The 24,370-nt window shown below is 57.6% G+C and carries 19 protein-coding genes, 2 pseudogenes and 1 riboswitch; of the genes and pseudogenes, 12 read left to right on the forward strand and 9 right to left on the reverse strand.

What is annotated here, in order from left to right; translation table 11 throughout:
• Window positions 1–11 precede the first annotated feature (11 nt).
• The 5 genes from ACR0E2_RS10345 (at window position 12) to ACR0E2_RS10365 (ending at window position 7,404) form a co-directional block, all read left to right on the forward strand.
• Window positions 12–1,034, forward strand: coding sequence for a quaternary amine ABC transporter ATP-binding protein (locus ACR0E2_RS10345; RefSeq protein WP_480446476.1), 1,023 nt, complete (start codon window positions 12–14; stop codon window positions 1,032–1,034).
• Window positions 1,031–3,022 carry an ABC transporter permease gene (locus tag ACR0E2_RS10350; protein WP_480446338.1) on the forward strand — a complete coding sequence of 664 codons (1,992 nt, stop codon included), beginning with the start codon at window positions 1,031–1,033 and terminating at the stop codon, window positions 3,020–3,022. The genes ACR0E2_RS10345 and ACR0E2_RS10350 overlap by 4 nt, the downstream gene beginning before the upstream one ends.
• Window position 3,023: 1 nt before the next feature.
• Window positions 3,024–3,905 (forward strand): phosphotransferase, encoded by an 882-nt coding sequence (locus tag ACR0E2_RS10355; RefSeq protein ID WP_480446339.1) that lies wholly within the window; start codon window positions 3,024–3,026, stop codon window positions 3,903–3,905.
• An 8-nt stretch (window positions 3,906–3,913) separates the two neighbouring features.
• Window positions 3,914–6,358, forward strand: coding sequence for a GcvT family protein (locus ACR0E2_RS10360; RefSeq protein WP_480446340.1), 2,445 nt, complete (start codon window positions 3,914–3,916; stop codon window positions 6,356–6,358).
• A 266-nt stretch (window positions 6,359–6,624) separates the two neighbouring features.
• Window positions 6,625–7,404 (forward strand): inositol monophosphatase family protein, encoded by a 780-nt coding sequence (locus ACR0E2_RS10365; protein ID WP_171726410.1) that lies wholly within the window; start codon window positions 6,625–6,627, stop codon window positions 7,402–7,404.
• 23 nt (window positions 7,405–7,427) lie between these two features.
• On the opposite strand, the gene ACR0E2_RS10370 is transcribed toward ACR0E2_RS10365, so the two are convergent.
• From ACR0E2_RS10370 to ACR0E2_RS10410, 9 genes and pseudogenes are all read right to left on the reverse strand, one after another.
• Window positions 7,428–8,438 carry a FecCD family ABC transporter permease gene (locus tag ACR0E2_RS10370; RefSeq protein WP_480446341.1) on the reverse strand — a complete coding sequence of 337 codons (1,011 nt, stop codon included), beginning with the start codon at window positions 8,436–8,438 and terminating at the stop codon, window positions 7,428–7,430.
• 1 nt (window position 8,439) lies between these two features.
• The gene (locus ACR0E2_RS10375) at window positions 8,440–9,390 is read right to left on the reverse strand and encodes an ABC transporter substrate-binding protein (protein ID WP_480446342.1); all 951 of its coding nucleotides are present in this window, start codon (window positions 9,388–9,390) and stop codon (window positions 8,440–8,442) included.
• Between the two features lie 16 nt (window positions 9,391–9,406).
• The gene (locus ACR0E2_RS10380) at window positions 9,407–10,180 is read right to left on the reverse strand and encodes an ABC transporter ATP-binding protein (protein WP_480446343.1); all 774 of its coding nucleotides are present in this window, start codon (window positions 10,178–10,180) and stop codon (window positions 9,407–9,409) included.
• A complete protein-coding gene (locus tag ACR0E2_RS10385) occupies window positions 10,177–10,533 on the reverse strand; it encodes a DUF1636 family protein (protein WP_480446344.1) in 357 nt (118 codons plus the stop codon). The genes ACR0E2_RS10380 and ACR0E2_RS10385 overlap by 4 nt, the downstream gene beginning before the upstream one ends.
• Window positions 10,534–10,631: 98 nt before the next feature.
• Window positions 10,632–10,828, reverse strand: a riboswitch (cobalamin riboswitch).
• Window positions 10,829–10,928: 100 nt separating this feature from the next.
• Window positions 10,929–11,546, reverse strand: a pseudogene (locus tag ACR0E2_RS10390) (D-lyxose/D-mannose family sugar isomerase).
• 64 nt (window positions 11,547–11,610) lie between these two features.
• A complete protein-coding gene (locus tag ACR0E2_RS10395; RefSeq protein WP_480446345.1) occupies window positions 11,611–12,537 on the reverse strand; it encodes a carbohydrate kinase family protein in 927 nt (308 codons plus the stop codon).
• A gap of 30 nt (window positions 12,538–12,567) precedes the next feature.
• A complete protein-coding gene (locus ACR0E2_RS10400) occupies window positions 12,568–13,626 on the reverse strand; it encodes a glucokinase (protein WP_480446477.1) in 1,059 nt (352 codons plus the stop codon).
• Window positions 13,600–14,904, reverse strand: a pseudogene (locus ACR0E2_RS10405) (GH1 family beta-glucosidase); the annotation flags it as partial. The pseudogene ACR0E2_RS10405 and the gene ACR0E2_RS10400, both read right to left, overlap by 27 nt.
• Entirely contained in the window at window positions 14,901–15,938 is a 1,038-nt protein-coding gene (locus ACR0E2_RS10410) for a LacI family DNA-binding transcriptional regulator (protein WP_480446346.1), read from the reverse strand. The gene ACR0E2_RS10410 and the pseudogene ACR0E2_RS10405, both read right to left, overlap by 4 nt.
• Before the next feature lie 220 nt (window positions 15,939–16,158).
• On the opposite strand from ACR0E2_RS10410, the gene ACR0E2_RS10415 reads away from it, so the two are divergent.
• The 7 genes from ACR0E2_RS10415 (at window position 16,159) to ACR0E2_RS10445 (ending at window position 24,341) form a co-directional block, all read left to right on the forward strand.
• Window positions 16,159–17,517, forward strand: a complete 1,359-nt coding sequence (locus tag ACR0E2_RS10415; RefSeq protein WP_480446347.1) for an ABC transporter substrate-binding protein — start codon at window positions 16,159–16,161, stop codon at window positions 17,515–17,517.
• A 55-nt stretch (window positions 17,518–17,572) separates the two neighbouring features.
• Window positions 17,573–18,580, forward strand: coding sequence for a carbohydrate ABC transporter permease (locus ACR0E2_RS10420; protein WP_480446348.1), 1,008 nt, complete (start codon window positions 17,573–17,575; stop codon window positions 18,578–18,580).
• A gap of 3 nt (window positions 18,581–18,583) precedes the next feature.
• Window positions 18,584–19,732: a carbohydrate ABC transporter permease gene (locus ACR0E2_RS10425; RefSeq protein WP_171638771.1), complete on the forward strand. Its 1,149-nt coding sequence runs from the start codon at window positions 18,584–18,586 to the stop codon at window positions 19,730–19,732.
• Window positions 19,733–19,741: 9 nt separating this feature from the next.
• Window positions 19,742–21,397, forward strand: a complete 1,656-nt coding sequence (locus ACR0E2_RS10430) for an alpha-glucosidase (RefSeq protein WP_480446349.1) — start codon at window positions 19,742–19,744, stop codon at window positions 21,395–21,397.
• Between the two features lie 3 nt (window positions 21,398–21,400).
• Window positions 21,401–22,483, forward strand: coding sequence for an ABC transporter ATP-binding protein (locus ACR0E2_RS10435; protein WP_480446350.1), 1,083 nt, complete (start codon window positions 21,401–21,403; stop codon window positions 22,481–22,483).
• Between the two features lie 71 nt (window positions 22,484–22,554).
• Window positions 22,555–23,304: a sugar phosphate isomerase/epimerase family protein gene (locus ACR0E2_RS10440; protein WP_480446351.1), complete on the forward strand. Its 750-nt coding sequence runs from the start codon at window positions 22,555–22,557 to the stop codon at window positions 23,302–23,304.
• Window positions 23,304–24,341, forward strand: coding sequence for a LacI family DNA-binding transcriptional regulator (locus ACR0E2_RS10445; protein ID WP_480446352.1), 1,038 nt, complete (start codon window positions 23,304–23,306; stop codon window positions 24,339–24,341). The genes ACR0E2_RS10440 and ACR0E2_RS10445 overlap by 1 nt, the downstream gene beginning before the upstream one ends.
• Window positions 24,342–24,370: the final 29 nt, after the last annotated feature.

Consider the following 24,370-nt stretch of genomic DNA (forward strand, 5'->3'; position numbering starts at 1 on the left):
GGACCACCCTGATGCCCCCCAAGACCAAACTGTCGTGCCGAAACGTCTGGAAGCTTTATGGCCCCAATGCAGATCGGTTGCTGCGGACAACCCCCGAACCTACGGCAGAAGAAATTCGCAAGGCAGGCGTGATCGGCGCAGTGCGCAACGCCAACATCGAGATCGCGGAAGGCGAGATCTTCGTCATCATGGGCCTGTCGGGGTCCGGCAAATCCACTTTGGTTCGGTGCTTGTCCCGGTTGATCGAGCCAACCGCCGGAGAAGTTCTGTTCGACGATGCTGACCTCTTGCGCGCCAGCGAGAATGAGCTGATCGAAATTAGGCGTCACAAGATGGGTATGGTGTTCCAGCATTTCGCGTTGCTGCCGCATCTGACCGTTTTGCAGAATGTGATGTTTCCGTTGACGATTCAGGCCACACCCAAACCCGAAGCCGACGCCAAGGCCCGCGAGGTGGTGGAACTGGTCGGTTTGAAGGGGCGCGAGGATTATTACCCGCGTGAGCTGTCCGGCGGCCAGCAACAGCGCGTCGGCATTGCCCGTTCCTTGGTGACCGAGCCTGATCTATGGTTTCTGGACGAGCCGTTCTCGGCCCTCGATCCGCTGATCCGGCGCGAGATGCAGGATGAATTCCTGCGGTTGCAGGAGCGGTTGCACAAGACCATCGTTTTCATCACCCATGATTTCGAAGAGGCCGTTCGCCTGGCCGACCGCATCGCCATCATGAAGGACGGAGAGGTGATCCAGATCGCCACGCCGGAAGAGCTGGTGATGCACCCGGCCACCGATTATGTGGCTGAATTCACGAAACATATTCCCCGCTCAAAGGTCCTGACCGTCGGCGGTGTCATGGCCCCCGGCGCTGTTGGCGAGGGCGATCCGATCTCTCAAACCACGCGCATCGCGGACGTGGCGGAACGGATTATCGCGGCAGATGCGCCGATCTCCGTCGTGGACGCAGAGGGCCAACCCGTCGGAGCGATTGACCGCAAGGCCGTTGCGCATGTGCTGTTCGGCGGCGGAGACACGTCATGATCCGCCTGACCCGCAGCCAGATGGCCATTCTGCTGCTTGTGCTGGTCACCATCGTGCTTGGCTATTTCGGCCGTGATTTGAGCAAGGCGCTGGATGCGCGCTGGTTGACCAAGTTCCCCTCGGCCTGGGTGATCCCGTTCAAAGCCTACATTTCCTCGGCGATGACATGGCTGATCGAGGATGCCGCCATCGGGCCGGTGTCCTTCACCGATGTCACCCGCGCCATCGCTTGGGTGATCGAGCAGCCCTACAATCTGGTATTGGCCCTGCTGGCCGACGGCTTTGTCAGCGGTCAGGGGAATGACGCGCAGGTCATCCTGCCTGCGATCAGCTGGATCGTGGTCATCACCGCCGTTGTCGCCTTGGGTCAATATTGCCGTGACTGGGGATTGGCCGCTCTGGTCGGGGCCTGCTTTGTCTATCTTGCAGTTTTCGGACAATGGGACAGCGCCATGGTGACGCTGGCCTCGGTCCTGATCGCGGTGCCGATTGGCGCGGGCGGCGGGTTGCTGTTGGGCATTCTCGCCTATCGCCATCCGCTTTTTGAAAAGATCATCTCACCAATCCTGGACCTGATGCAGACGATCCCGATCTTTGCCTATCTGGTGCCGATCCTGTTCATGTTTGGCTTTGGTCCGATCTCTGCCTTGGTTGCGACGATCATCTATGCGACCCCGCCGATGGTGCGGATCACAACGCTGGCGCTGAAAGGCGTGGATCCTGAGATTCTGGATTTCGGACGCATGGCGGGCACGACCCGGCGGCAGTTGATGTGGCGCGTGCTTGTGCCCTCGGCCAGCCACAGCCTGATGGTGGGCGTCAATCAGGTGATCATGCTGACCCTGAACATGGTCATCATCGCCTCGATGATCGGGGCTGGGGGGCTGGGCTTTGACGTCCTCGCCGCGCTGCGCCGTCTGGACATTGGGGCAGGGTTCGAAGCCGGCATCGCCATCGTGGTACTGGCCATCGCCGTCGACCGTCTGAGCCAGGCCTTTGCCGAACGGATGGGGCAGGTGCATCATGAGGTCCCCGGCTCGTGGATCGCGCGTCATCGCCGGACGGTTCTGGTTGTGGTCCTGATGCTGCTGACCTGGGTGCTGGGACAGTTCTCGCCTCTGTTGCTGGAATATCCTGAAAGCCAGACCATCACCACCGGCGCGTTCTGGGACAACACGGTCGAATACCTGAACGTCAACTATTTCGACACGTTCGAGGCCATCAAGGTTTTCTTCCTGACCTGGTTCATGATCCCGATCAAAACGGTTCTGCTGGGCATCCCGTGGCCATGGGCCATCGCGATGCTGTTCCTGCTGGGCTGGCACGCAGGCGGTTGGCGTCTGGCGTTTCTGTGTGGCGGAATGGCCTCGCTGATACTTGTGTCGGGCCTGTGGTCAAAGGCGATGGTGACAGTGTATCTGTGCGGCGCATCTGTCATTCTGGCGACGCTGATCGGGGTGCCTCTGGGTGTTCTGGCGGCACTGAACAAACGCGCTGGAACGGCCATCAATCTGCTGATCGACACGCTGCAAACCTTGCCCAGCTTTGTTTATCTGATCCCTGTTGTCATGCTGTTCCGGGTCGGCGATTTCACCGCCCTGATTGCCATCGTTCTCTATGCGCTGGCCCCGGCGGTCCGTTATGCCGCCCATGGTGTGCGCTCGGTCAGTGAGGAACTGATCGAGGCGGGTCTGGTTTCGGGCTGCACCCGCAGACAACTGCTGCGCAATATCCGCCTGCCGATGGCGTTGCCTGAAATCCTGCTGGGCGTCAATCAGACGATCATGCTGGCGCTGTCGATGCTGGTGATCACCGCCCTCGTCGGCACCCGCGATCTGGGGCAGGAAGTCTATATCGCCCTGACCAAGGCCGATACCGGCCGCGGTCTGGTGGCCGGTCTGTCGATTGCTTTCATCGCCATCATCGCCGATCGGTTGATCAATGCCAGTGCCCGCCAGGCCCGCATCCGCTTTGGACTGGAGAGTTGATATGAGCCATCCCGACCTGATGACCCGCATCCGCGCTCTGCCGATCTGGCAGGGAGAGATCGAGGCCACTCCGCTGACCGGCGGCATCACCAATGTGAACTACAAGGTCACGGACGGCAGCGGGTCTTATGTGGTTCGTGTGGGCGACGACATCCCCCTGCATCAGGTGATGCGGTTCAATGAGCTGGCCGCCAGCAAAGCAGCCAATGCGGCGGGTCTGTCGCCTGCCGTGCTGCATTCCTCGGGCGATCTGACAGTGCTGGAGTTCATCGAAAGCCGCACATTGACGGAAGAAGATGTCCGCCACCCGGACATGCTGCCCCGAGTTCTGGAATTGGTGAAAGCCTGCCATGTCGAAGTGCCGAAACACCTGCGCGGGCCGTCGCTGGTGTTCTGGGTGTTCCATGTCATCCGGGACTATGCCGCAACGCTGACCGAGAAGGGCAGCGCCCATGCAAAGCTGATCCCCGATCTGATCGACGCAGGCACGCTGCTGGAACATGAGGCAGGGCCGTATGACATCGTGTTCGGCCATAACGATCTGCTCTGCGGCAATTTTCTGGATGACGGCAACCGCCTTTGGCTGATCGATTTCGACTATGCCGGGTTCAATTCTCCGCTGTTCGATCTGGGCGGGCTGGCGTCGAACAACGGCTTGTCGCCTGAACAGGAAGACTGGGTGTTGGAGAGCTATTTCGAAGCCCCGGTCACCGACGATCTGCGCCACCGCTATGCGGCGATGAAATGTGCCTCGCTGCTGCGGGAAACCATGTGGAGCATGGTGTCCGAGATCACCTCGGATATCGACTTTGATTACGCAGCCTACACAGCTGAAAACCTGGCGCGGTTCCGCGCAGCCCTTACCGATTTCAAAAATACCTGAGGACAGACATGACCGACCTTCCGAATACAGCCAAAGCCGTCATTATCGGTGGCGGGATCATCGGCTGCTCGACCGCCTATCACCTGGCCAAGCTGGGCTGGACGGATACGGTGCTGCTGGAGCGCAAGAAGCTGACCTCGGGCACCACCTTCCACGCAGCGGGTCTGGTGGGACAGTTGCGTTCGAACGCCAACATCACGCAATTGCTGGGTTATTCCGTTGATCTGTACAACAAGATCGAAGAGGAAACAGGGCTTGGCACTGGCTGGAAGATGAACGGCGGCTTGCGTCTGGCCTGCAACGAAGAGCGCTGGACCGAGGTGAAACGCCAGGCCACTACGGCGCATTCCTTTGGTCTGGACATGCAGCTTCTGACCCCATCCGAGGCGCAGGAGCTGTGGCCCTTGATGGATGTCTCTGACGTGATCGGCGCGGCTTACCTGCCGACAGACGGTCAGGCGAACCCGTCAGATATCACGCAGGCATTGGCCAAGGGCGCCCGCATGGCCGGAGCGAAGATATTCGAAGATACTAAAGTCACCGATATCGAGATCGAAGATGGCAAAATTCGTGCGGTAATCACCGAGCAAGGTCGGATCGAGTGTGAAAAAGTGATCTGCTGCGCCGGGCAATGGTCCCGCACCTTTGCCAGCCGTTTTGGCGTCAACGTTCCTCTGGTTCCGATGGAGCACCAGTACATGGTGACTGAACCTTTCGACGTGCCCGGCAATCTGCCCACTTTGCGCGATCCCGACCGGCTGACTTACTACAAGGAAGAAGTCGGAGGTCTGGTCATGGGCGGCTATGAGCCGAACCCGATCCCCTGGGCCACCAAGGGTATTCCGCAAGGTTTCCACTATACCCTTCTTGACAGCAACTTCGATCATTTCGAACAGCTTATGGAACTTGCGCTGGGTCGCGTGCCCGCGCTGGAAAACGCTGGCGTCAAGACGCTGACCAACGGGCCGGAAAGCTTCACGCCCGACGGCAATTTCATCATCGGTGAAGCGCCCGAGTTGAGGAATTTCTTCGTCGGTGCCGGCTTCAATGCCTTTGGCATCGCGGCTGGCGGTGGTGCTGGCATGGCGCTGGCGGAATGGGTGCACAAGGGTGAGCCGCCCTTCGATTTGTGGTCTGCCGATATCCGCCGCTTTGGCCGCCCGCATTTCGACACCGACTGGGTTCGCACCCGTACCGTCGAGGCGTATGGCAAACACTACACAATGGGTTGGCCGCATGAGGAACATGACTCGGGCCGCCCCTGCCGAAAATCGCCGCTTTATGACACGCTGAAAAAGCAGGGCGCGTGTTTTGGCGAGAAACTGGGCTGGGAACGCCCCAACTGGTACGCGGACGTGTCAAAGGGCGAGGTGCCCAAGGATGAATACAGCTTTGGCCGCCAGAACTGGTTCGATGCCGTCGGGCGCGAACATAAAGCGGCACGCGAAGCGGCTGTGTTGTTCGATCAGACCTCTTTCGCCAAATTCGCCCTCAAGGGCCCGGATGCTTTGGCAGCGATGAACTGGATCTGCGCCAATGATGTGGACAAGCCGGTTGGTGCGCTTGTCTATACCCAAATGCTGAACGACAAGGGCGGGATCGAGTGTGACCTGACCGTTGGGCGCGTGGCCCATGATGAGTTCTATATCGTCACCGGCACCGGCTATGCCACCCATGACTTCGACTGGATCAACCGCAGCATTCCCGAGGGCATGAATTGCCAGCTTTTCGATATCACCTCATCGAATGCGGTTCTGTCATTGATGGGGCCAAAATCGCGTGAGATTCTGGCGGCGGTGACGCGCGATGATGTCTCGAACAGCGGGTTCAAGTTTGGCACGATCCGCACCATCGGCATTGCGGGGTGCCCGGTCAAGGCGCTGCGCGTGACTTATGTGGGTGAACTGGGCTGGGAGCTGCACCTGCCGGAGGAATATGCACAGACCGTGTATGATGCCTTGATGAAGGCAGGGCGCCCGCATGGATTGATCAATGCAGGCTACAGGGCGATTGAATCGCTGCGTCTTGAAAAAGGCTATCGCGCCTGGGGCTCGGATATCGGGCCGGATCATACGCCGTTCGAAAGCGGCTTGGGCTGGGCCGTGAAACTCCGGAAAAATATTGATTTCAAAGGGCGCGCCGCATCTGAGGCGCAAAAAATCGGCGGCGTAAAGAAGATGCTGGCATGTTTCACCGTTGACCCCGAGGTTGTTCTTCTGGGGCGTGAAACGATCTATCGGAATGGCGAAAGGGTCGGATGGCTGACTTCGGGCGGTTATGGTTACACCGTCGGAAAGTCGATCGGCTACGGTTACATCCGAAACGCCAACGGTGTCGACGCGCAATACGTCACATCGGGGACATATGAATTGGATGTCGCCACTCAGAGGGTTCCTTGCGAAGTGACGCTGCAACCGCTTTACGACCCGCAGATGAGCCGGGTGAAGATCTAACCCGAGGGTGCAAGAGCAGTTCTACCGACACACGCACGGCGATCGGAACACATGGGGAAAGCATGCAAACAGGGCAAGTCCGTCCCGAATGTGCGAAAGGTCGTCCGATCTGGCTGTTTGCGACCCATAAAGCGTTGATAAAGTTTCAGTATTATCACACCTCATGCCCATCCGAAAACTGAAATGCAAGACTTCTCATTCAGCTTTCAGGGCAAACAACCTTTCATCCGTCGGAGATTGGATGACTTCAGCCGAAAGGACCGGAAATGGTAACCCCAGATGCGTTGACTGAGCATGCGATGAAGATTGCTGATATTACCTCGGAGTCCGCGATGCGGTTTTTTCGGGGGTCTTTGGGCATTGAATTCAAACAGGATGAAAGCCCGGTGACGCAGGCCGACAAGGCAGTTGAGGCGGAAGTACGCACCTACCTGAAACAGCATTTTCCCGGACACGGCATCTTTGGCGAAGAGCACGGGCAAGAAGCAGGCGACGGGCGTCATATGTGGGTGATTGACCCCATTGACGGAACCCGTTCGTTTCTGTCCGGCCATCCTTTGTTCGGGTTCCTTTTGGCGCACCTTGTGGATGGGCGCCCTCGGTTGGGCCTGGTCGGAATGCCGGCCTTGCATGAGACCTATTTGGGTGTGGTTGGTGACGGGGCCAGCCTGAACGGGCAACCGATAGAGGTGTCGAACACCACGCGTCTGGATCAATCGGTTTTGTACGTGAATGAAGGCGACAAAATTTATCGCGATCATCCTGACCTGTTCAGTCGGCTGATGAATGCAGGGCAGACGCGCCGATTTGCCTATGATTGTTATCCCCATGCCTTGCTTGCTTCGGGCCATGTCGATGCTGTGGTGGATTACGATCTGCAACCTTATGACTATCTGGCGCTCTCACCTCTGATCACGGCTGCTGGCGGAGTGATGACCGATTGGCACGGGCATGCGTTAACCCTCGATTCAGATGGCGCGGTCGTTTCCGCCGCAACCCCTGAACTGCATGCTGAACTGCTTGACCTAATCAATGTCGAAAAATGACAGTGTTGCGCAACCCTGGAAAACTAGCTCCCGCGATCAGATTTGAACAAATACAAAAAGACAAAAAGTGATCCTATCGACGTTGTGACGATTCCCACGGGCAACTCCTGCGGAGCCAGAAGAAGGCGTGACAAGATATCGGACAATGTCAGCAGAATCGCGCCCACGATCGCCGAGACGATCAGCAGGTTTCGGTGCAGAGTTCCGGCGATGCCGCGTGCAATATGAGGCACCATCAGCCCGACAAAGCCGATGACACCGGCAACGGAAACGAAACTGGCCGTCGCCAACGCGGCAACGAAAAACATGCTGAACCGCAGTCCTTGAACGGGAATACCCAGTGACGAGGCTGTGAAATCCCCGGTCAGCAGCGCGTCAAGCCACCGGCTGCGGTAAAGTGAATAGCTCAGGATCAGGCCCAATCCGATCAGGACAAGCGGGAACGTTTCCCATCTTGCCAGTCCCAGACCGCCAAGCATCCAGAATATCACCGAATGAGCAGCGCGATTGTCGCCAGAGAAAATCAGGTAGTTGGTGATTGCGGAAAACAGAAAGGACACCGCCAGGCCAGCCAGGATCAGTTTTTCGGGTGCGCTTGTGCGCAAGCCCTGAACCAGCGCCAGAACAATGCCGGACGCGATCAAACCACCGCAAAATGCCGCCAGCGGCAACGTCCAGATTCCCAGGACATCACCCGTGACGGTGATCACCAGAACGGCGCCAGCAGCTGCACCAGAGGACAGACCGAACAGAAACGGATCTGCCAGATCGTTTCGCGTCGTTGTTTGCAAAACAACACCAACGACGCCCAGTCCCGCACCAATCACGGCGGCAAACAGGGCGCGGGGCAGGCGAAGGTCGAAGACGATCCGGTGCAAAGGCGTCATGTCTCCGTCCACCAGACCGGTTCCAAGGCCGATGGCCGAAAAAACTTCGCGCACGGGGATTGGGGTGGTCCCGTAGACGATGGACAACAGCAAAAGGGCGGTCAGAACAACCGCCCCCAGCAAAATCAAACGGCCCAATCGGACCATATCAGTTGGTCTCCGGGTGCATCGCCTTCGCCATCTTCTCGATCGCCTCGATATTTGCCGGGCCGGGCGTCAGTTCCTCGTAACGCAGGCCAATCCAGCGCTCGTTCTTTACCGCGTCCGTTTGTGACATCACCGGGTGATCCTTGAGGAACTGGAAAGTGTCCTCTGCGCCGTTGCCGGACTGATAGTCGAGCAGCACCAGAAATTCCGGGTTAGCCGCGGCGACGGCCTCCCACGACGTGCGACCCCAGCTGGTATCCAGATCATGCGTCACGTTCTCGCCACCCGCGGCTGCGATCATTGCATCGGGAATGGCGAACTTGCCCGCGGTAAACGGAGCATCGGCCGGCCCGTCCAGCAGGAATACGCGGGGCTTCGCCAGATCGGCTGTTTTTGCTTCGATGGCGGACAGTTGGTCCTTCCAGCGGGCAACCAGCGCCTCGGCCTTGTCCTCGACCTGCATGACCGTGCCCAGACGCAGAACGTCATCAAACAACAGGTTCATGCTGGCCTCGGGGCGATCCTTGTCCAGATGCACGCAGCTTTCGGATAGGATCATGGTCTTGATACCAAAGGGTTCCAGCGTGTCGGGCGTGACGTCACCGCCGGGTTTCATGCCATAGTACCAACCGGCAAAAAACAGATCGGGTTCGACGGCCACAAGGTTTTCAATGGTCGGGTATTTGGGGGCAAGCTCTGGGATGTCGCCACGCTGAGCATCAAAATCAGGGCTTGTTTTGTACCAGCCGGTAATTCCGGTAAGCCCCACGATCTTGTCCTGAAGGCCGAGCGCAAAGGCCATATCCGTCATGTTCATGTCATGCACGACCAGACGTTCCGGCGCCGAGTCAAAAGCCAGCGGTTCGCCGCAATTGTCCACGGTGACGCCCTCTGCGGCCACCCCACTTGCCAAGCCAGCGAAGACGACCACTGGCCAGAGTTTCTGCATCATATTTAAGTTCCTGTTATTATGACAGTTTCCGTTTTCGGATATCCAGTGCGGGGATCATGCGGCCTTCGTGCTGAAAGCACAGATAATCCACGCCGAATGTCTCACGTACCCGGTCTGGGGTCAGAACTTCGACAACAGGCCCGAACCCCGTCAGACGCGTGGCTTTCATCAGCGCCACATGGGTGGCGAATTCCGGGATCATGACCAGATCATGGACGATCATGACGACAGTTACCCCCAGATCAGCGACCAGAGACAGCATGTGCCCCTTGGCATCGGGGTCCAGATGGTTGGTTGGCTCGTCCAGAAACAGCAAGGACGGATTCTGGGCCAACGCGCGCGCGATATGTGCGCGCTGACGTTCTCCGCCGGACAGCTGACCCATCGTTTTGTTGGCAAAATGCGACAGCTCGGTCGTCGTCAGAACCCGTTCCAGATCAGCCTTGTGCTGAGCCATCGAACGTTCGCCTTGAATCGGGATTTGCCCCAGCGCAACATAGTCTTGCAGGCGCATCCGCCCGTCAGGCATTTCCTGCTGCCCGACCACAGCAATGGAGCGGGCACGTTGGCGGGCGGACAGGGTCCGAAGGCTTTGGCCTTCTATCCAAACATCACCCAAGGCAATCCGTTCGATCCCACACAGCAGTTTCAGCAGAGTGGTCTTGCCGGCGCCGTTCGGCCCTGCGATTGCCAGAATTGATCCTTCTTCCAGACGAAAGGATACATCCTGCAACAGGACATCGCCATTGAGCGCGTAGTACTCCAAATTCTCGGCAACCAGAAAGCTCATGATCCCCCCCCGGACGGCAATGCGGGCATGCGCGACAAGGTCTTTGCGAAAAGGGCCGGGGGGCGGTCCGAGGCGCTGGTCCAGCCATCGTCACTGTCGCCGAACTGGGTCGCGAATTCGACCAGGGCGGACAGGTCGTGTGATGTCGTGATATCGCCAAACAGGTACTGCGCTTTGCCCGGGGCCTGAAATCCGACGGTCATGGCCCGTTCACAACCTGCCATGCAGGCCACCATTCGGGTTTCAAAACCGTCAGGCAACCGGGCATCCAGCACGTCTTGCGCAGCCTCGGCAGACATCGCCCCCTGACATGTTGAACAGATCAGAACGTAGTGATCAGAATAGCAGGTCATCGCCATCTCCGTCGTTTGCCAGACGCAGACAGAGGGCACATACCCGGATATTACGCAAACGCGCCATCAAGCCTCCTTCCGAGACGCCCCGCCTCGGGTTGGTTTATAGTGCGATGGCAGGTCTCCTGACTTGCGGGTCGTTGCTTGGCCGACCTTCCCAACCCATGCGGGTCAGTGGTGAAGTGGCGTCGCTCACCGCTTACAGTTGCGGGGGCAGTCACGGACTTGGCACATTCCAGTGCCGCACCGTGTTCCCATTTTCATCCCTTATGGAACCATCCCGCTCAGCTAGTCTGGCAATGCCAGACTTGTCAAGCGGCAGACGAAGGCGTTGGTAGATGGAATTGCGACAGCTGACCCAGCTGTCCTGCTGCGCCAGCCCGGACCGAACGGTGTCAATAGTCTGATACAAGAAGGAAATCCGGTTCGGAATCTTTCTCGACCTTTGAAAACCGTGGAATTGGCTTTTCAAACCCAATGTCGGTGCGGTCGTTATTCACGGTCGATACCTCGCCAATAAGGCAATCGCCGCGCTCGGCCCAAAAAGCGTGCCAGATGCCGGGCATCAGAGTTACGCTTTGCCTCGGCTTCAGCCGCACGTATTCTTGGGGTTGCAAGGTTACGGGGCAGGCATCGCTGGGGACCGTCACCGGGTTGTCGCGGTCGACGCCACCGTTTGGATCCGACGCATGAATTTCCAGAACGAGATCGCCGCCGCCCCTGTTGATGATGTCTTCTGCCTTAACGATATGCCGGTGCATCGGAGAAAGCTGATCGTCTTTCGAGATCAACAGTTTTTCTGCACAGAGCATCCCACGCCCGGATTTCAGATCCTTCACCTCACCATTGTTTAGAGTGAACAGGAATAGGCAATGTTCGTCGAAATGGCCTTGTGCGTAATTGGTAATGTCCCATCCCAGCTTGCGGCTGCGGACAGTTTCGACCAAAGAGATGCGCATTTTCTCGGGCGATCAATCCGCAAAGGGTGGCAACACGGCTCCGAAAGATTGAATGAACGTCTGGGCTTAGGGCTTGAAGTGGTTGATTTCGGATCGTTTCATCATGCCATCCCGCAGATCAAAGTTCGTGCGCCCACGGGGGTTCTGCCCCGGCTCGGGAAACGGTCACGGCCGCCACGTCAGCGCCCAGTTCCATGGCTGCTTGCAGGCTTTCAACCGTCAATCCGCGCAGACCTGACTTGGTCAGATGCCCTGCGCGGCTGAGCTCGGTCAGAACGCCGGCGTTGAACGTGTCACCTGCGCCGATCGTATCGACCACCTCAACGGGCTTCACGGGAACCGAGACTTCGGAACCATCCGCCAGGTAACCGTGCGCCCCGTCACTGCCACGGGTGACGATGACAACGGAAGGACCCGCCTGCAACAGCACAGACGCTTTTGCGGATTCGGCTTCAGCGCCCGGAATGATCCAGTCCAGGTCCTCGTCTGAAACCTTGACGATATCCGCACGCGAGATCATGCGGTTCAAACGCGTCCGAAACCGGGTTTGATCCTTGATGAAATCCGGGCGGATATTCGGGTCCAGCATCACTGCCCGGTCGGAACCGTGGCTGTCCAGAAGGGCGGCATAGGCATCTGCGCAAGGTTCACACGCAAGGCTGATTCCACCGAGATACAGGGCAGAGACAGCAGGAAGCTGATCGGGCATGTCTTCGGGCAGCAACATCCGGCCCGCGGTGTTTTCATCGACAAAGCTGTAAGTCGCGTGTCCATCCGAGAGCTGCACAAAGGCAAGCGTGGTGGGACGGTCCGAGATGATCACATGTGTCGTGTCCACATGGCTCGCTTTCAGCGCATCAATCAATTGCTGGCCGAACATGTCCGATGACAAACCTGTCAGCATCCCTACCGGAATACCCAGACGTCCCATCGCGACGGCTGTGTTCAGAACTGCACCACCAGTATGTGGCACAAAACCAATTGCGCCCGATGCGGTCGGTTCTGAAATCATATCTATCAGCGCTTCACCACAGCACAGGATCATGTCTTGGTCCTTCTAGGTAAGAAACTTCGGTTAGTCTGGTTGCTGTCTCAGCGCGTTCTTGCAGAAGTTGTTTGCGCCGATGATCCCGAACTCTGCCTGTTCAGACACGTAAAGGTTCAGGGAGCGGCGCAAGTCGCTGAAGCGGCCGCCGCCGTTGAACGCATCCTTGAAGTTGTCACTGAATAGCCAGCGGTTTTTCTCGGCAACGCCGCCGACAAGGAAAACGCCCCCCTCCGGCATCAAGGTGACCGCCAGATCACCCATCAAAGCACCTAAGTGGGTGGTAAAAATCTGCGCCGCCTTTTCGGCGACCAGATCGGTGCCGTTGCGGGCATCGTTCAGAATGTCCTTTGCGGAGCGCGCCTGAGTTCGCGCTTGACCGGATGCCAATTCAACCGCCTGATAAAGGATCGGCAGGCCGGTTCCGCTCAGGAACATTTCTGCTTCCAGCGCCAGGCTGTCCCCAAAGAAACAGCCCGGTGCGATGCGACGTGCCGCCTCAAAGATCTCAACTTCGTCGCGATGGCGCGGGTACAGGCCCACGTGCCCGCCTTCGCCGGAGACCGTGTGATACCTGCCTTCGGAAAAAAGCAAAGCACCAACGCCAAGCCCGGTTCCGGGCCCTACAACCAGCCGTGTGCCTGTGGGCGGCGCCTCCTGACCCTGCAAGACCGCAACATCCGACCTGGTCACCTCGGCCACCGACCACGCCGCAGCGGTGAAATCATTTATGACAAAAGTGCGCTCTGCTCCTGTTGCTTTCGTCAGCTCGGTTTCCGAAAGATCCAGGTTCGCGTTGGTCAACTGAATTGTTCCGTCCCTGACCGGCCCGGCTCCGGCTGCTACGACGGCCTGTGGGTTGGTTCCGATCTCGTCCCTGAGGTCATGGAACGCCTCGAGCAGGTCTTCCAATGTCCCCGTCGGGTGTTTCCGAAGATCTGCCAATTCTCCGTTCGTGACGACGCCCAGACGAGTGTTCGTACCGCCGATATCCGCAACCAGGTTCCAATGCTCATGCACGGCACCGAATGGTTGCGCTAACGGCTGAGAGACGCTCTGAGTACCGGACAGGGCGGATTTCAGCGCCATGAAAGACGCTTTGGGCGTTCTCGCAAGTGTTTCGAAATCCACGTCCACCAGTCCAAACCTCTTTTCGTACCCGAAGGCCCATTCATAATTGTCCAGCAGCGACCAGACAAAATAGCCATTCACCGGAACACCTTGTGCCAAAGCGTCCAGTACGGCCGCAAGGTGCTTGTCGAGATAATCGATACGATCATCGTCCTGCACGCGCGCCTCACTCGCCATTCCGTTTTCGGTGATATAGATTGGCAACGCGCCCGTATAGTCTTTCCTTGTTCTGACAAGAAAGCGGGTAAGGGCAGAGGGATCGATTTCCCATCCCATCTGCGTTTTGGGTAACGGTCCGGGAACCTCTTGCAGGCCGGGCCAGGCGGCGTCCGCCGGGGCAATCAATTTTCGGGTATAGTAGTTCAACCCGCACCAATCGACCTGTGTGCCGATGGTTTCAAAGTCGTTCTGCCAGCCCTTGGGCAGGTGCGGCTCCAACCCCTCCAAGGCGGTTTGGGGATATTCTTTGTTGAAAACCCCGCCTAGGAAGAACCGGTTGTAGATTGCATCGTAGCGATCTGCCGCAAGCCGCGCTTCCGTGCTGTCATCTGCTGGCTCGGACCATTCGAGGTTGAACACGGCACCCAGATTGCCCATCCCAAGACTGCGCATGGCCTGAATCGCCCGCCCGTGGGCCAACAAAACGTGATGCATCGCCCGGGCTGCGGCGCGGATATCGCGCAGACCGGGCGCATGGTGGCCTTCAAAATGGCTCAGCCAACTGACACACCAGGGTTCGTTGATCGGCGCGGCACTGAACATCCGGTCGCCGATCCGACCCATGATGACCTGCGTATAATCCGCGAACCAATCCGCGATATCGCGATTGCACCATCCCCCCTGATCCGCAAGCGCCGACGGCAATTCCCAGTGATAAAGCGTCACGCAGGGGCGGATACCGCGTTCCAGCAGGGCGTCCGCCAATCGGTCATAATAATCCAACCCTGCCTGATTGACCTGACCACGCCCGTCCGGCAGCACGCGTGCCCAGCTGGTCGAAAAACGATAACAGTCAAACCCGGCCTCGCGCACCAGATCGAAATCCTGTTCGAACCGGTTCAGGTGATCACAGGCCACGTCTCCGTTTTCCCCGCGCACCACGTTGCCCGGTGACGCCGCAAAGGTATCCCAATGAGTTTGCCCCGCCCCGCCCTGTGCGTGGCCTTCAATCTGGTACGCAGAAGTGGCAACACCAAAGAGAAAATCCTTGGGAAAATCAGCGCGTGCGTGTTTCATGGTTGCACCCTGTTAGGCGCAGGGCCGGTTGACCTGCCAACGACCAGCTCGGCCTCCAGCAGCCGGGTTTTGACGGGATCATTCGGGGATTTGATGCGCTGGATCAACATGTCAGCCGCCATTTCACCCGCCTGACGGACGGATGAGCGCGTTGCCGTGAAAATCGGAACATCCTGCCCGTTCTTCAAATAGGACAGGTCGTCGTCATGGGCGATCACTGACACATCCCTACCCATCTCAAGCCCGTTTTCGGACAGCGCACGCCGTACGCCGATGGCAGAGATCATCGATGAACACAAAATAGCGGTCGGAGGGGAATCGAGGCGCAACATGTTCTGCGTTTCGTGATGGCCGTAAACCTCTGTCATTTCAGCGCTGCGCATCAGATCGGCATCGGGCGCAAGCCCGGCCTGACCAAGCGCCTCAAGATATCCGTCGCGGCGGCGTTGGGCAAAATCCATATCTTCCAGACCGTTGATCAGAGCGATCCGGCGATGGCCAAGGTCAATCAGAAAGCGGGTGGCGCGCATGAACGAACTTTTGTTGTTCACGTCGATCCAGTCATACTGAGCATCGACGCCGGTCGAGCGCCCGTGCACGATGAATGGGACGCCCATGCGGGTCAGGACTTCGATCCGTGGTTCGTTCACTTTGGGGCCTTGCAGCACGACTCCGTCCACCGCGCCGCGCTGAAAAAGACTCCGATACGCTTCTTCAATCGAAGTGTCGTCGGCATTGGTGAACATCATGTCATAGCCATGTTCAGCGTATTTCTTTGCGGCACCGGCGACGAAATCCCCGAAGATCGGGTTGACCATTTCATGCCGGGACGAGCTGGGAATGACGTGGCCGATCACCATCGATCGTCCGGTCGCAAGCCCTTTGGCGCGACTGTTCGGCCGGTACCCGTGTTTGCGCGCCGCGGCTTGAACGCGCGCACGTGTATCCTCGCTCACTTCGGGGTACCCGTTCAGCGCCCGGCTGACCGTAGTTTGCGAAAGGCCCAGAACTTCCGAGAGCTGCTTCAGGTTCATTTTACGATTCAAAGCGCCTTAAATTGAGTGGCTCTTTTTTGTTTTGTGAGCAAATACGGCATCCGTCAACTTGTTTTGCATTGAAAGCAGAAAATATAATTTATTTTGGCGCTGGGAAGCAAAATATTGACAGGGCGCCGATGTTGGCGGATAACACGGGCTATCCAAAGCGCTTTGAAAGCGAGTCTTTGAATACATGAAAGCTTGGGAGGAGGATTTGATGAAACACGGGCTTTACGCAGGTGCGGCGGCACTCGCCCTGATGGCCGGATCAGTTCAGGCAGAGGGTGAGATGATCCACGCCGTCGGCGAGGGCAGTTTTGACTGGGATGGGTTTCAGGCCTTTGCCGAAGCGAATGATCTGTCCGGCGAAAGCCTGACCATTTTCGGCCCCTGGCTGGCTGGCGAGGGCAAGTCCTTCGAAAACCTCGTGGCCTATTTCGATGAGGCAACAGGCGCGAATTCCAGCTATGTGGGTTCGGATTCTCTGGAACAGCAGATCCTGATTGATGCGGCCGCAGGCTCGGCGCCGAATCTGACTGTTTTCCCGCAGCCTGGTCTGGCGGCAAACCTCGCAAAACAAGGCTATCTGACGCCGTTGGCCGAAGGCACTGCGGATTGGATCAAGGAAAACTTCGCCGCGGGTCAATCCTGGGTCGATCTGGGTACGTTTGAGAACGCAGAAGGGTCTGACGATTTTTACGGGTTCTTCTTCAATGTGAACGTCAAATCGCTGGTTTGGTACGTGCCCGAAAATTTCGAAGACTTTGGGTATGAAGTGCCCGAAACCATGGAAGAGTTCAAAGCTCTGATGGATCAGATGGTCGAGGACGGCGAGACGCCCTTGTGCGTCGGTCTGGCCTCGGGCGGCGCAACGGGTTGGCCTGCGACGGACTGGGTCGAGGATCTTATGCTGCGTACGCAACCACCTGAAGTCTATGACCAATGGGTGTCGAACGAAATGAAGTTCGATGATCCCCGTGTCATAGCCGCGATTGAGGAATATGGCAGCTTTACCCGCAATGACGACTATGTCGTAGGTGACGCAGACGACACGGCGGCAATTGATTTCCGTGACAGCCCCAAAGGTCTTTTCGATAGCCCGCCGGCCTGCATGATGCATCGTCAGGCTTCGTTTATTCCCGCCTATTTTCCGGAGGGCACGGAATTGGGGGTGGATGCTGACTTCTTCTATTTCCCGGCTTACGCCGAAAAAGATCTGGGTACACCGGTGCTTGGGGCCGGGACATTGTTCACGATCACCAACCCAAATCCCGCGGCCGAAGCCTTTCTGGAGTTCCTCAAGACACCTTTCGCTCATGAGATCATGATGTCGCAGGATGGTTTCCTGACGCCCCACCTTGGTGCAAACCCGGATAACTATTCGAATGATTCACAGCGCGGACAGGGCGAAATTCTGACCAACGCTACGACCTTCCGCTTTGACGGGTCCGACCTGATGCCGGGTGCGGTTGGGGCAGGTACGTTCTGGACCGGGATGGTCGACTACTCTTCGGGTGCAAAAGATGCAGCCACCGTGGCCAGTGAAATCCAGGCATCCTGGGACGCAGCCAAGTGACCAACTTATGGGGCGGTCCCGGGGCCGCCCCACTTGCCAAACGGATGGGCGCACCATGACACCCGCACTTCAAGGCCTGCTGACGATCGCCATCGGCGTGTCGGGTTGCGTGGGCTACTTCTATCTTTCCAACCAGTTTCTGGACAAAATCCTGTTTCCGCCGCGCGGTCCGAATGCGGGCCGAAACATCAACCGCGCGAACTTGATCCGCCCTTGGTTGTTCCTGTTCCCGGCGCTTGCTGCATTGGGGCTGTATCTGGCGTATCCGGTGGTTGAAACCTTGCGCCTTTCGTTAACGGAACGCGTGCCCGGTGGCGGATACCGATGGGTTGGCCTGGACAATTATACCCAAATGGCGGCTGAGCCGAAGTTTTGGGAAGCCATGCGCAACAACATGTTCTGGCTGATCGTCGTGCCGGCCATGTCAACGGCTTTTGGTCTTCTTGTGGCGCAACTGACCGACCGCATCCGCTGGGGGAACTTTGCCAAATCCCTGATTTTCATGCCGATGGCCATTTCATTTGTTGGTGCATCGGTGATCTGGAAACTGGTTTATGATGCGCGACCAGCGGAACAAGACCAGATAGGCATCCTGAACGCGCTGTACATCTTCTTCGGCGGAACCGAACCCAACACGTGGTTAACAATCCCTTTCTGGAACAGTTTCTTTCTGATGGTTGTCCTGATCTGGATACAGACGGGTTTCGCGATGGTCATCCTGTCGGCGGCCTTGCGCGGTATTCCCGAAGAAACCATCGAGGCGGCCATTTTGGATGGGGCCAATCCCTTTCAGATCTTCTTCAAGATCAAGGTGCCGCAGATCAAAACCACGATCCTTGTTGTTTGGACGACGATCACGATCACCGTTCTTAAAGTGTTTGACATCGTCTTTGCCATGACCAACGGCCAGTGGGAGACACAGGTGCTGGCAAACTACATGTACGACAAGCTTTTCCGCGCCAATGACTGGGGCGTCGGATCCGCCTCGGCCATGGTGATCATGTTGCTCGTTACGCCGATCCTCGTCTGGAACGTGCGCAACGCGCGCAAGGAGATGGAGTAAGCCATGAGCGATATCGCCGGAACCAAACCCGCGCTCAGATGGGTGGTGCATCTGTCAGTCATCTTCCTGGTGGCTCTTTGGGTCATTCCTACACTTGGCTTGCTGATTTCGTCCTTTCGGACGGCAGATCAGATTTCGTCCAGCGGCTGGTGGCGGTCGCTGTTTCCCTCTGAACAAAACCTGACGCTTCGCAGTGCCGCGCCCGAGACGCAGGTGCTGGAAAACGGAGTGTATGTCATTCAGGGGGCGTTGTTCGGCGAGGATGAGCAAGCAACGATTTCCAGATGGGGTATCAGTTCGCGCGAGGTTGATGCATTTGAACCGGGCCAAACAGCCGAACTGCGCCGAGGTGGTACGATCACGGTGGATGCGACGGGCAACTATCGGATGGAAAACACCGAGGAATTCACAGGGAAACGTGGCGCGCGCATCTTCGTAACAGCGGAACTGCCACCCGAGTTCACTTTGGAAAACTACCGAAAGGTTCTTCTGGATCAAAGCAGTACGGACAGCATGGCCAAGGCGTTCTTCAACACGCTGACGGTGACCATCCCTGCAACAATCATCCCGATCCTGGTTGCTGCCTTCGCGGCTTATGCGCTGGCATGGATGGAGTTTCCCGGGCGCGCCCTGCTGATCGCGGCCGTTGTTGGCCTTTTGGTCGTTCCGCTTCAATTGGCCTTGATCCCGTTGCTGAAATTTCACCTCAATATCGGGATCGGCAAAGGCTATCTGGGAGTCTGGCTTGCGCATACAGGGTTTGGGATGCCACTGGCGATTTACCTGCTGCGCAACTACATGGCCGGATTGCCGCGTGATCTGATCGAAAACGCCCGCGTCGATGGCGCCACCGAGTTTCAGATCTTTACCAAACTGATCCTGCCACTCAGCTTCCCGGCGCTGGCGTCTTTCGCGATCTTCCAGTTCCTGTGGACATGGAATGACCTTCTTGTTGCCAAGGTTTTCCTGATCGACGCGACCGGCCAGACAACCGTGATGACGAACCGCATCGTCGAGCTGCTGGGTACACGTGGCGGCAATTGGGAAATCCTTGCGACCGCTGCCTTTGTCTCGATCTTCGTGCCGCTGGTCGTCTTCTTCGCAATGCAAAAATACCTGGTCCGGGGCCTGCTGGCCGGATCTGTCAAATAGAGGCGTCTGATGAACGTGCAGAACAACTTTGTACGCAGCAATGCAACGAAACTGTCTTCGGATTGGTGGCGCGGTGGTGTGATCTATCAGATCTATCCACGCAGTTTTCAGGACAGCAACGGGGATGGAATCGGTGATCTGAAGGGCATCACTGCGCGACTGGACTACATCGCCTCGCTGGGCGTTGATGCAATCTGGATCTCGCCGGTTTTCAAATCGCCGATGAAGGATTTTGGTTACGACGTCAGCGATTACCGCGATGTCGACCCCATGTTCGGGTCGCTGGCGGATTTCAAAGAGCTTTTGGATCAGGCCCATGCCAAGGGTCTGAGGATCATGATTGATCTGGTTCTGTCGCATACATCCGATCAGCACCCTTGGTTCATCGAAAGCCGCAGCAGTCGTGAAAACCCGAAATCCGACTGGTATGTTTGGGCGGATCCCAAACCGGATGGCACGCCACCGAACAACTGGCTTTCGATCTTCGGCGGCTCGGCCTGGCAATGGGATGCCCGACGCCTGCAATATTATTTGCACAACTTCCTGACATCGCAGCCGGATCTGAATTTCCACTCTCCGGATGTTCAGGATGCGTTGCTGGACGTGGCGCGGTTCTGGCTTGATTTGGGGGTGGATGGCTTTCGGCTGGATACCATCAATTTCTATTTCCACGACAAGGCGCTGCGCGACAATCCCGCGCTGCCGATGGATCAACGCAACGCCACGATCGCACCGGCCGTGAACCCCTACAACCATCAGGACCACCTGTTTTCAAAAAGCCAGCCCGAGAACATCGCCTTCCTCGAAAGACTGCGGGCCTTGACGGACGAATATGAAGGCCGGGCTTGTCTGGGCGAGGTCGGAGATGCGCAGCGTGGGCTCGAGATTATGGGCGAATACACATCCGGGGATAAGCGGATGCACATGTGCTATGCCTTCGAGTTCCTGGAAAAACGTTCATTGACCGCCACTTACACCAAGCACGTTTTTGACCAGCTGGAAGCGAAGGCAGGTGACGCGTGGCCATGTTGGGCATTTTCCAACCACGACGTGCAGCGTCACGTCTCGCGCTGGAATTTGGATGACGCCGCAACCCGCCAGCACGCGGTTCTCATGATGTGCCTGCGCGGCTCTGCCTGCCTCTATCAGGGCGAGGAGCTGGGCCTGCACGAAGCGGATGTGCCGTTCGAGAAACTGCAAGACCCCTATGGCATCGAGTTCTGGCCCGAATACAAAGGCCGCGACGGCTGCCGCACACCGATGGTTTGGGCAGCACAAGATGAACAATCGGGTTTCAGCACCGCAGAGCCCTGGCTGCCGGTAAGCGCACAGCAGGCCGGGCAGGCGGTGGACCGATTGGAGGCGGATCCAAGCTCGATGTTGAACCACTACCGTCGCGCCATTGCCTTGCGGCATGCGCATCCTGCTTTGGCAACGGGGGCGCAGACCGGCATGACGGAAACGGGTTCGATTCTGTCTTTTGTGCGTGAGGATTCTCATGAGCAGATATTCTGCGCGTTCAATCTGGGCACGGATTCTGCCGCGTTCAATCTGCCCGAAGGCAGTTGGCAGGTCATGGGTCAGGACCTGGGCGGTGTCGAAGGAAGCGGCAACGTTGTCCTGAACGCGGCGCAGTTCATCCTGATGTACAGGAAAAAGGGATAAAGCATGTCTGAGCTCAACCTAACGGATGTCGCCAAGTCCTATGGCCCTGTCGATGTTTTGAAGAACATCAACCTCGACATCGAACAAGGCGAACTGATCGTTTTTGTCGGTCCTTCCGGATGCGGCAAGTCCACCCTGCTGCGGATGATCGCCGGGTTGGAGAAGATTACAGGCGGCACGCTGGAAATCGAAGGGCAGGTCATGAACGATGTTCCGCCTGCACAGCGGGGCATCGCGATGGTGTTTCAAAGCTATGCTTTGTATCCCCACATGACCGTTCGCGAGAACATGGCCTTTGCCCTGAAAATCGCGAAGATGCCCACGGCCGAGATTGATGCTGCCGTAGATCGTGCCGCTCGAATCCTTCAGCTGGAACCATTCCTGGACCGCCTGCCAAAAGCTCTTTCCGGGGGGCAGCGTCAACGGGTTGCCATCGGGCGCGCGATCGTACGTGACCCAAAGGTGTATCTGTTCGACGAACCCCTCTCGAACCTCGACGCGGCACTTCGGGTGGCCACGCGGATCGAGATCGCGCGCCTGAAAGAGGCCATGCCTGACAGCACCATGATCTACGTGACCCACGATCAGGTCGAGGCGATGACCCTGGCCAGTCGGATCGTGGTATTGGCCAACAAGGGCATCGCGCAGGTCGGGACACCGCTTGAACTGTATGAGGCGCCTGATAACGAGTTTGTTGCGCAGTTCATCGGTTCGCCGTCCATGAACCTGCTGTCCGGCACAATCACCGGAACCGGCGAAATGACCACCGTTGACCTGTCATCAGGCGGGATTGCAAGATCCGCGGTTCCAACCGAAGACAGTGACCTGGGTAAAAAGGTCAATATCGGGGTGCGCCCCGAAGACTTGGCCATGACGGAAGACTCCGCGATTCTGTCCGGCAAGGTGGATTTCACCGAAGCCCTGGGCGAAGTCACGCTGCTGTATTTTGAGAAAACCGATGGTGCGGATGCAGTCATTGCAAAGCTGCCGGGGGTTCAGCGGAACCTGCGCGGCCAGACGGTCTCGGTCACGGCCGCACCGGACAAAGTGCATCTGTTCCACAATGGATTGTCCATGCGCAAATAGCAGCGAAACGCAGTTCTTGACAGAAGTGCGTTTTGTGTTTCACCATAATTGAAACGTTTCAATGGTGAAAAATGCGGGTATCGGCGCAGCTTTACACGGTTCGGCAATGCGGTGGCCTCTCGGACCAACTGAAGTTGGTTTCCGCTTGCGGGTTTTCGGATATCGAAACCACCGGTCTGCATGACATGACACCGCAAGAGATGGCGCGCATCGTCCATCAATCAGGTCTTAACCTTCGTTCTGCACATTTCGATTGGGAAGAGTTCCACGAGCGTTTCGACGACATCGTTGCAGTACTGCACCTTTTGGAATGCCAGGTGGCGGTCATGCCTTGGCTGGCGCTACAGGCGCGGCCCGGCACTGTCGAGGGATGGAAGGCAGTGTCGGGCCAGTTGTCCGATTGGGCGGATCGACTGAGGGATCACGGCATCAGTCTGGCCTATCACAACCACGATTTTGATCTGTTCGGGGCGCCGGGAAAAACGCCTCTTGAACAGATTCTGGCGCAAGAAAACATCTATTGGCAGCCTGATATAGGTTGGATCGTCGCGGCTGGTCAGGACGCGGCTGACCTACTGGCGCGCCATGCGGATCGCATCCTGTCTGTTCATGCAAAGGACGTGGATCCGCGGGGCGGATCAGGCGACAGGCGCTGGCGCAATCCGGGTGAGGGTGTTGTCGATTGGGACGCCACGATACGAGCCCTTTCAACCACCAAGTGCACCGACCTTTTCGTCGAGCATGATGAAACCGCCGATCACAGGCGCACCTTGCAAACGGGGCGGTCGTTTTTGACTGAACGGCTTGGGGGTATCGGCTGATGGCGCGGGCAACGATCAAATCGATCGCCCGTATGACCGGCTATTCAGTCGGCACGGTTTCAAACGCACTGCGCGGCGCTTCTTCGGTAAAACGGGAAACGCGGGAGGAGATCCAAAAGGCGGCGTCCGAGCTTGGGTATCGGGTCAATCTGGATGGCCTGAAACTGCGCACCAATAAATCCTACAGGATTGCGGTATTGGTCAGCGTTTCGGGCAGTGCCGCTGAAGAGTGGGAGGGTGTGGAGTTTACCCGGATTCTGGCCGGAATATCCGACGCGGTTCAAGGGTCACGCTATGAGTTGAGCGTCTTCAGTGTACGAGATGTTGAAGCCGCATTGCAGACCCTACATTCCATCGTGCAGGAAGGGTTGGCAGACGGCGTGATCTTTTCCGGAACTCGCGTGAATGACCCGCGTATCGCCTATCTGCAAGATAAAGGTTTTCCGTTTGTCACATACGGGATGAGTGACAGTGCCCAACCACATCCTTACGTGGATCTCGACAGTCAGGCTGCTGCTTTTGATGCAACGGCTCGGCTGCTGGCATTGGGGCATAAGCGGATTGCGCTTATCAACCCGCCGGATGACCTGATCTATGCCCGTCAACGTCGCCAGGGGTATTCAGATGCTCTGACAGCAGGTAGCATGGAGTTTGACCCGGCCCTTGTTTATCCCGGCCCGACCACGGCGAAGACCGGGCAAAGGGCCTTTGCGGCGCTCATGCGAATGCACAACCGGCCAAGCGCCATCATTTGCGCGAACGAGGCGATGACCCTTGGCGCCTTGTCCGCTGCGGCCGACATGGGCGTTCAGGTCGGCAGGGATGTCGTTGTTATTTCAAACGACGATCTGAAGCTTAGCCAGTATTTCATACCCCCGCCCAGCACCTACTATTTGCCGATAGGCGAGACCAGCCGCATGCTGGGGGAATTCATGCTTAAAGCACTGGACGGCGTTGATCCGTCGGAAACGCAAAAAAAGATCAGGGCCACATTGATCGAGCGGCAACCTGACACCCCGGCGCCGGGCATGGCGTAGACCAACTGAGCCATCAGAGGAGAAACCGA

The organism is Ruegeria sp. A4 (assembly GCF_056543025.1).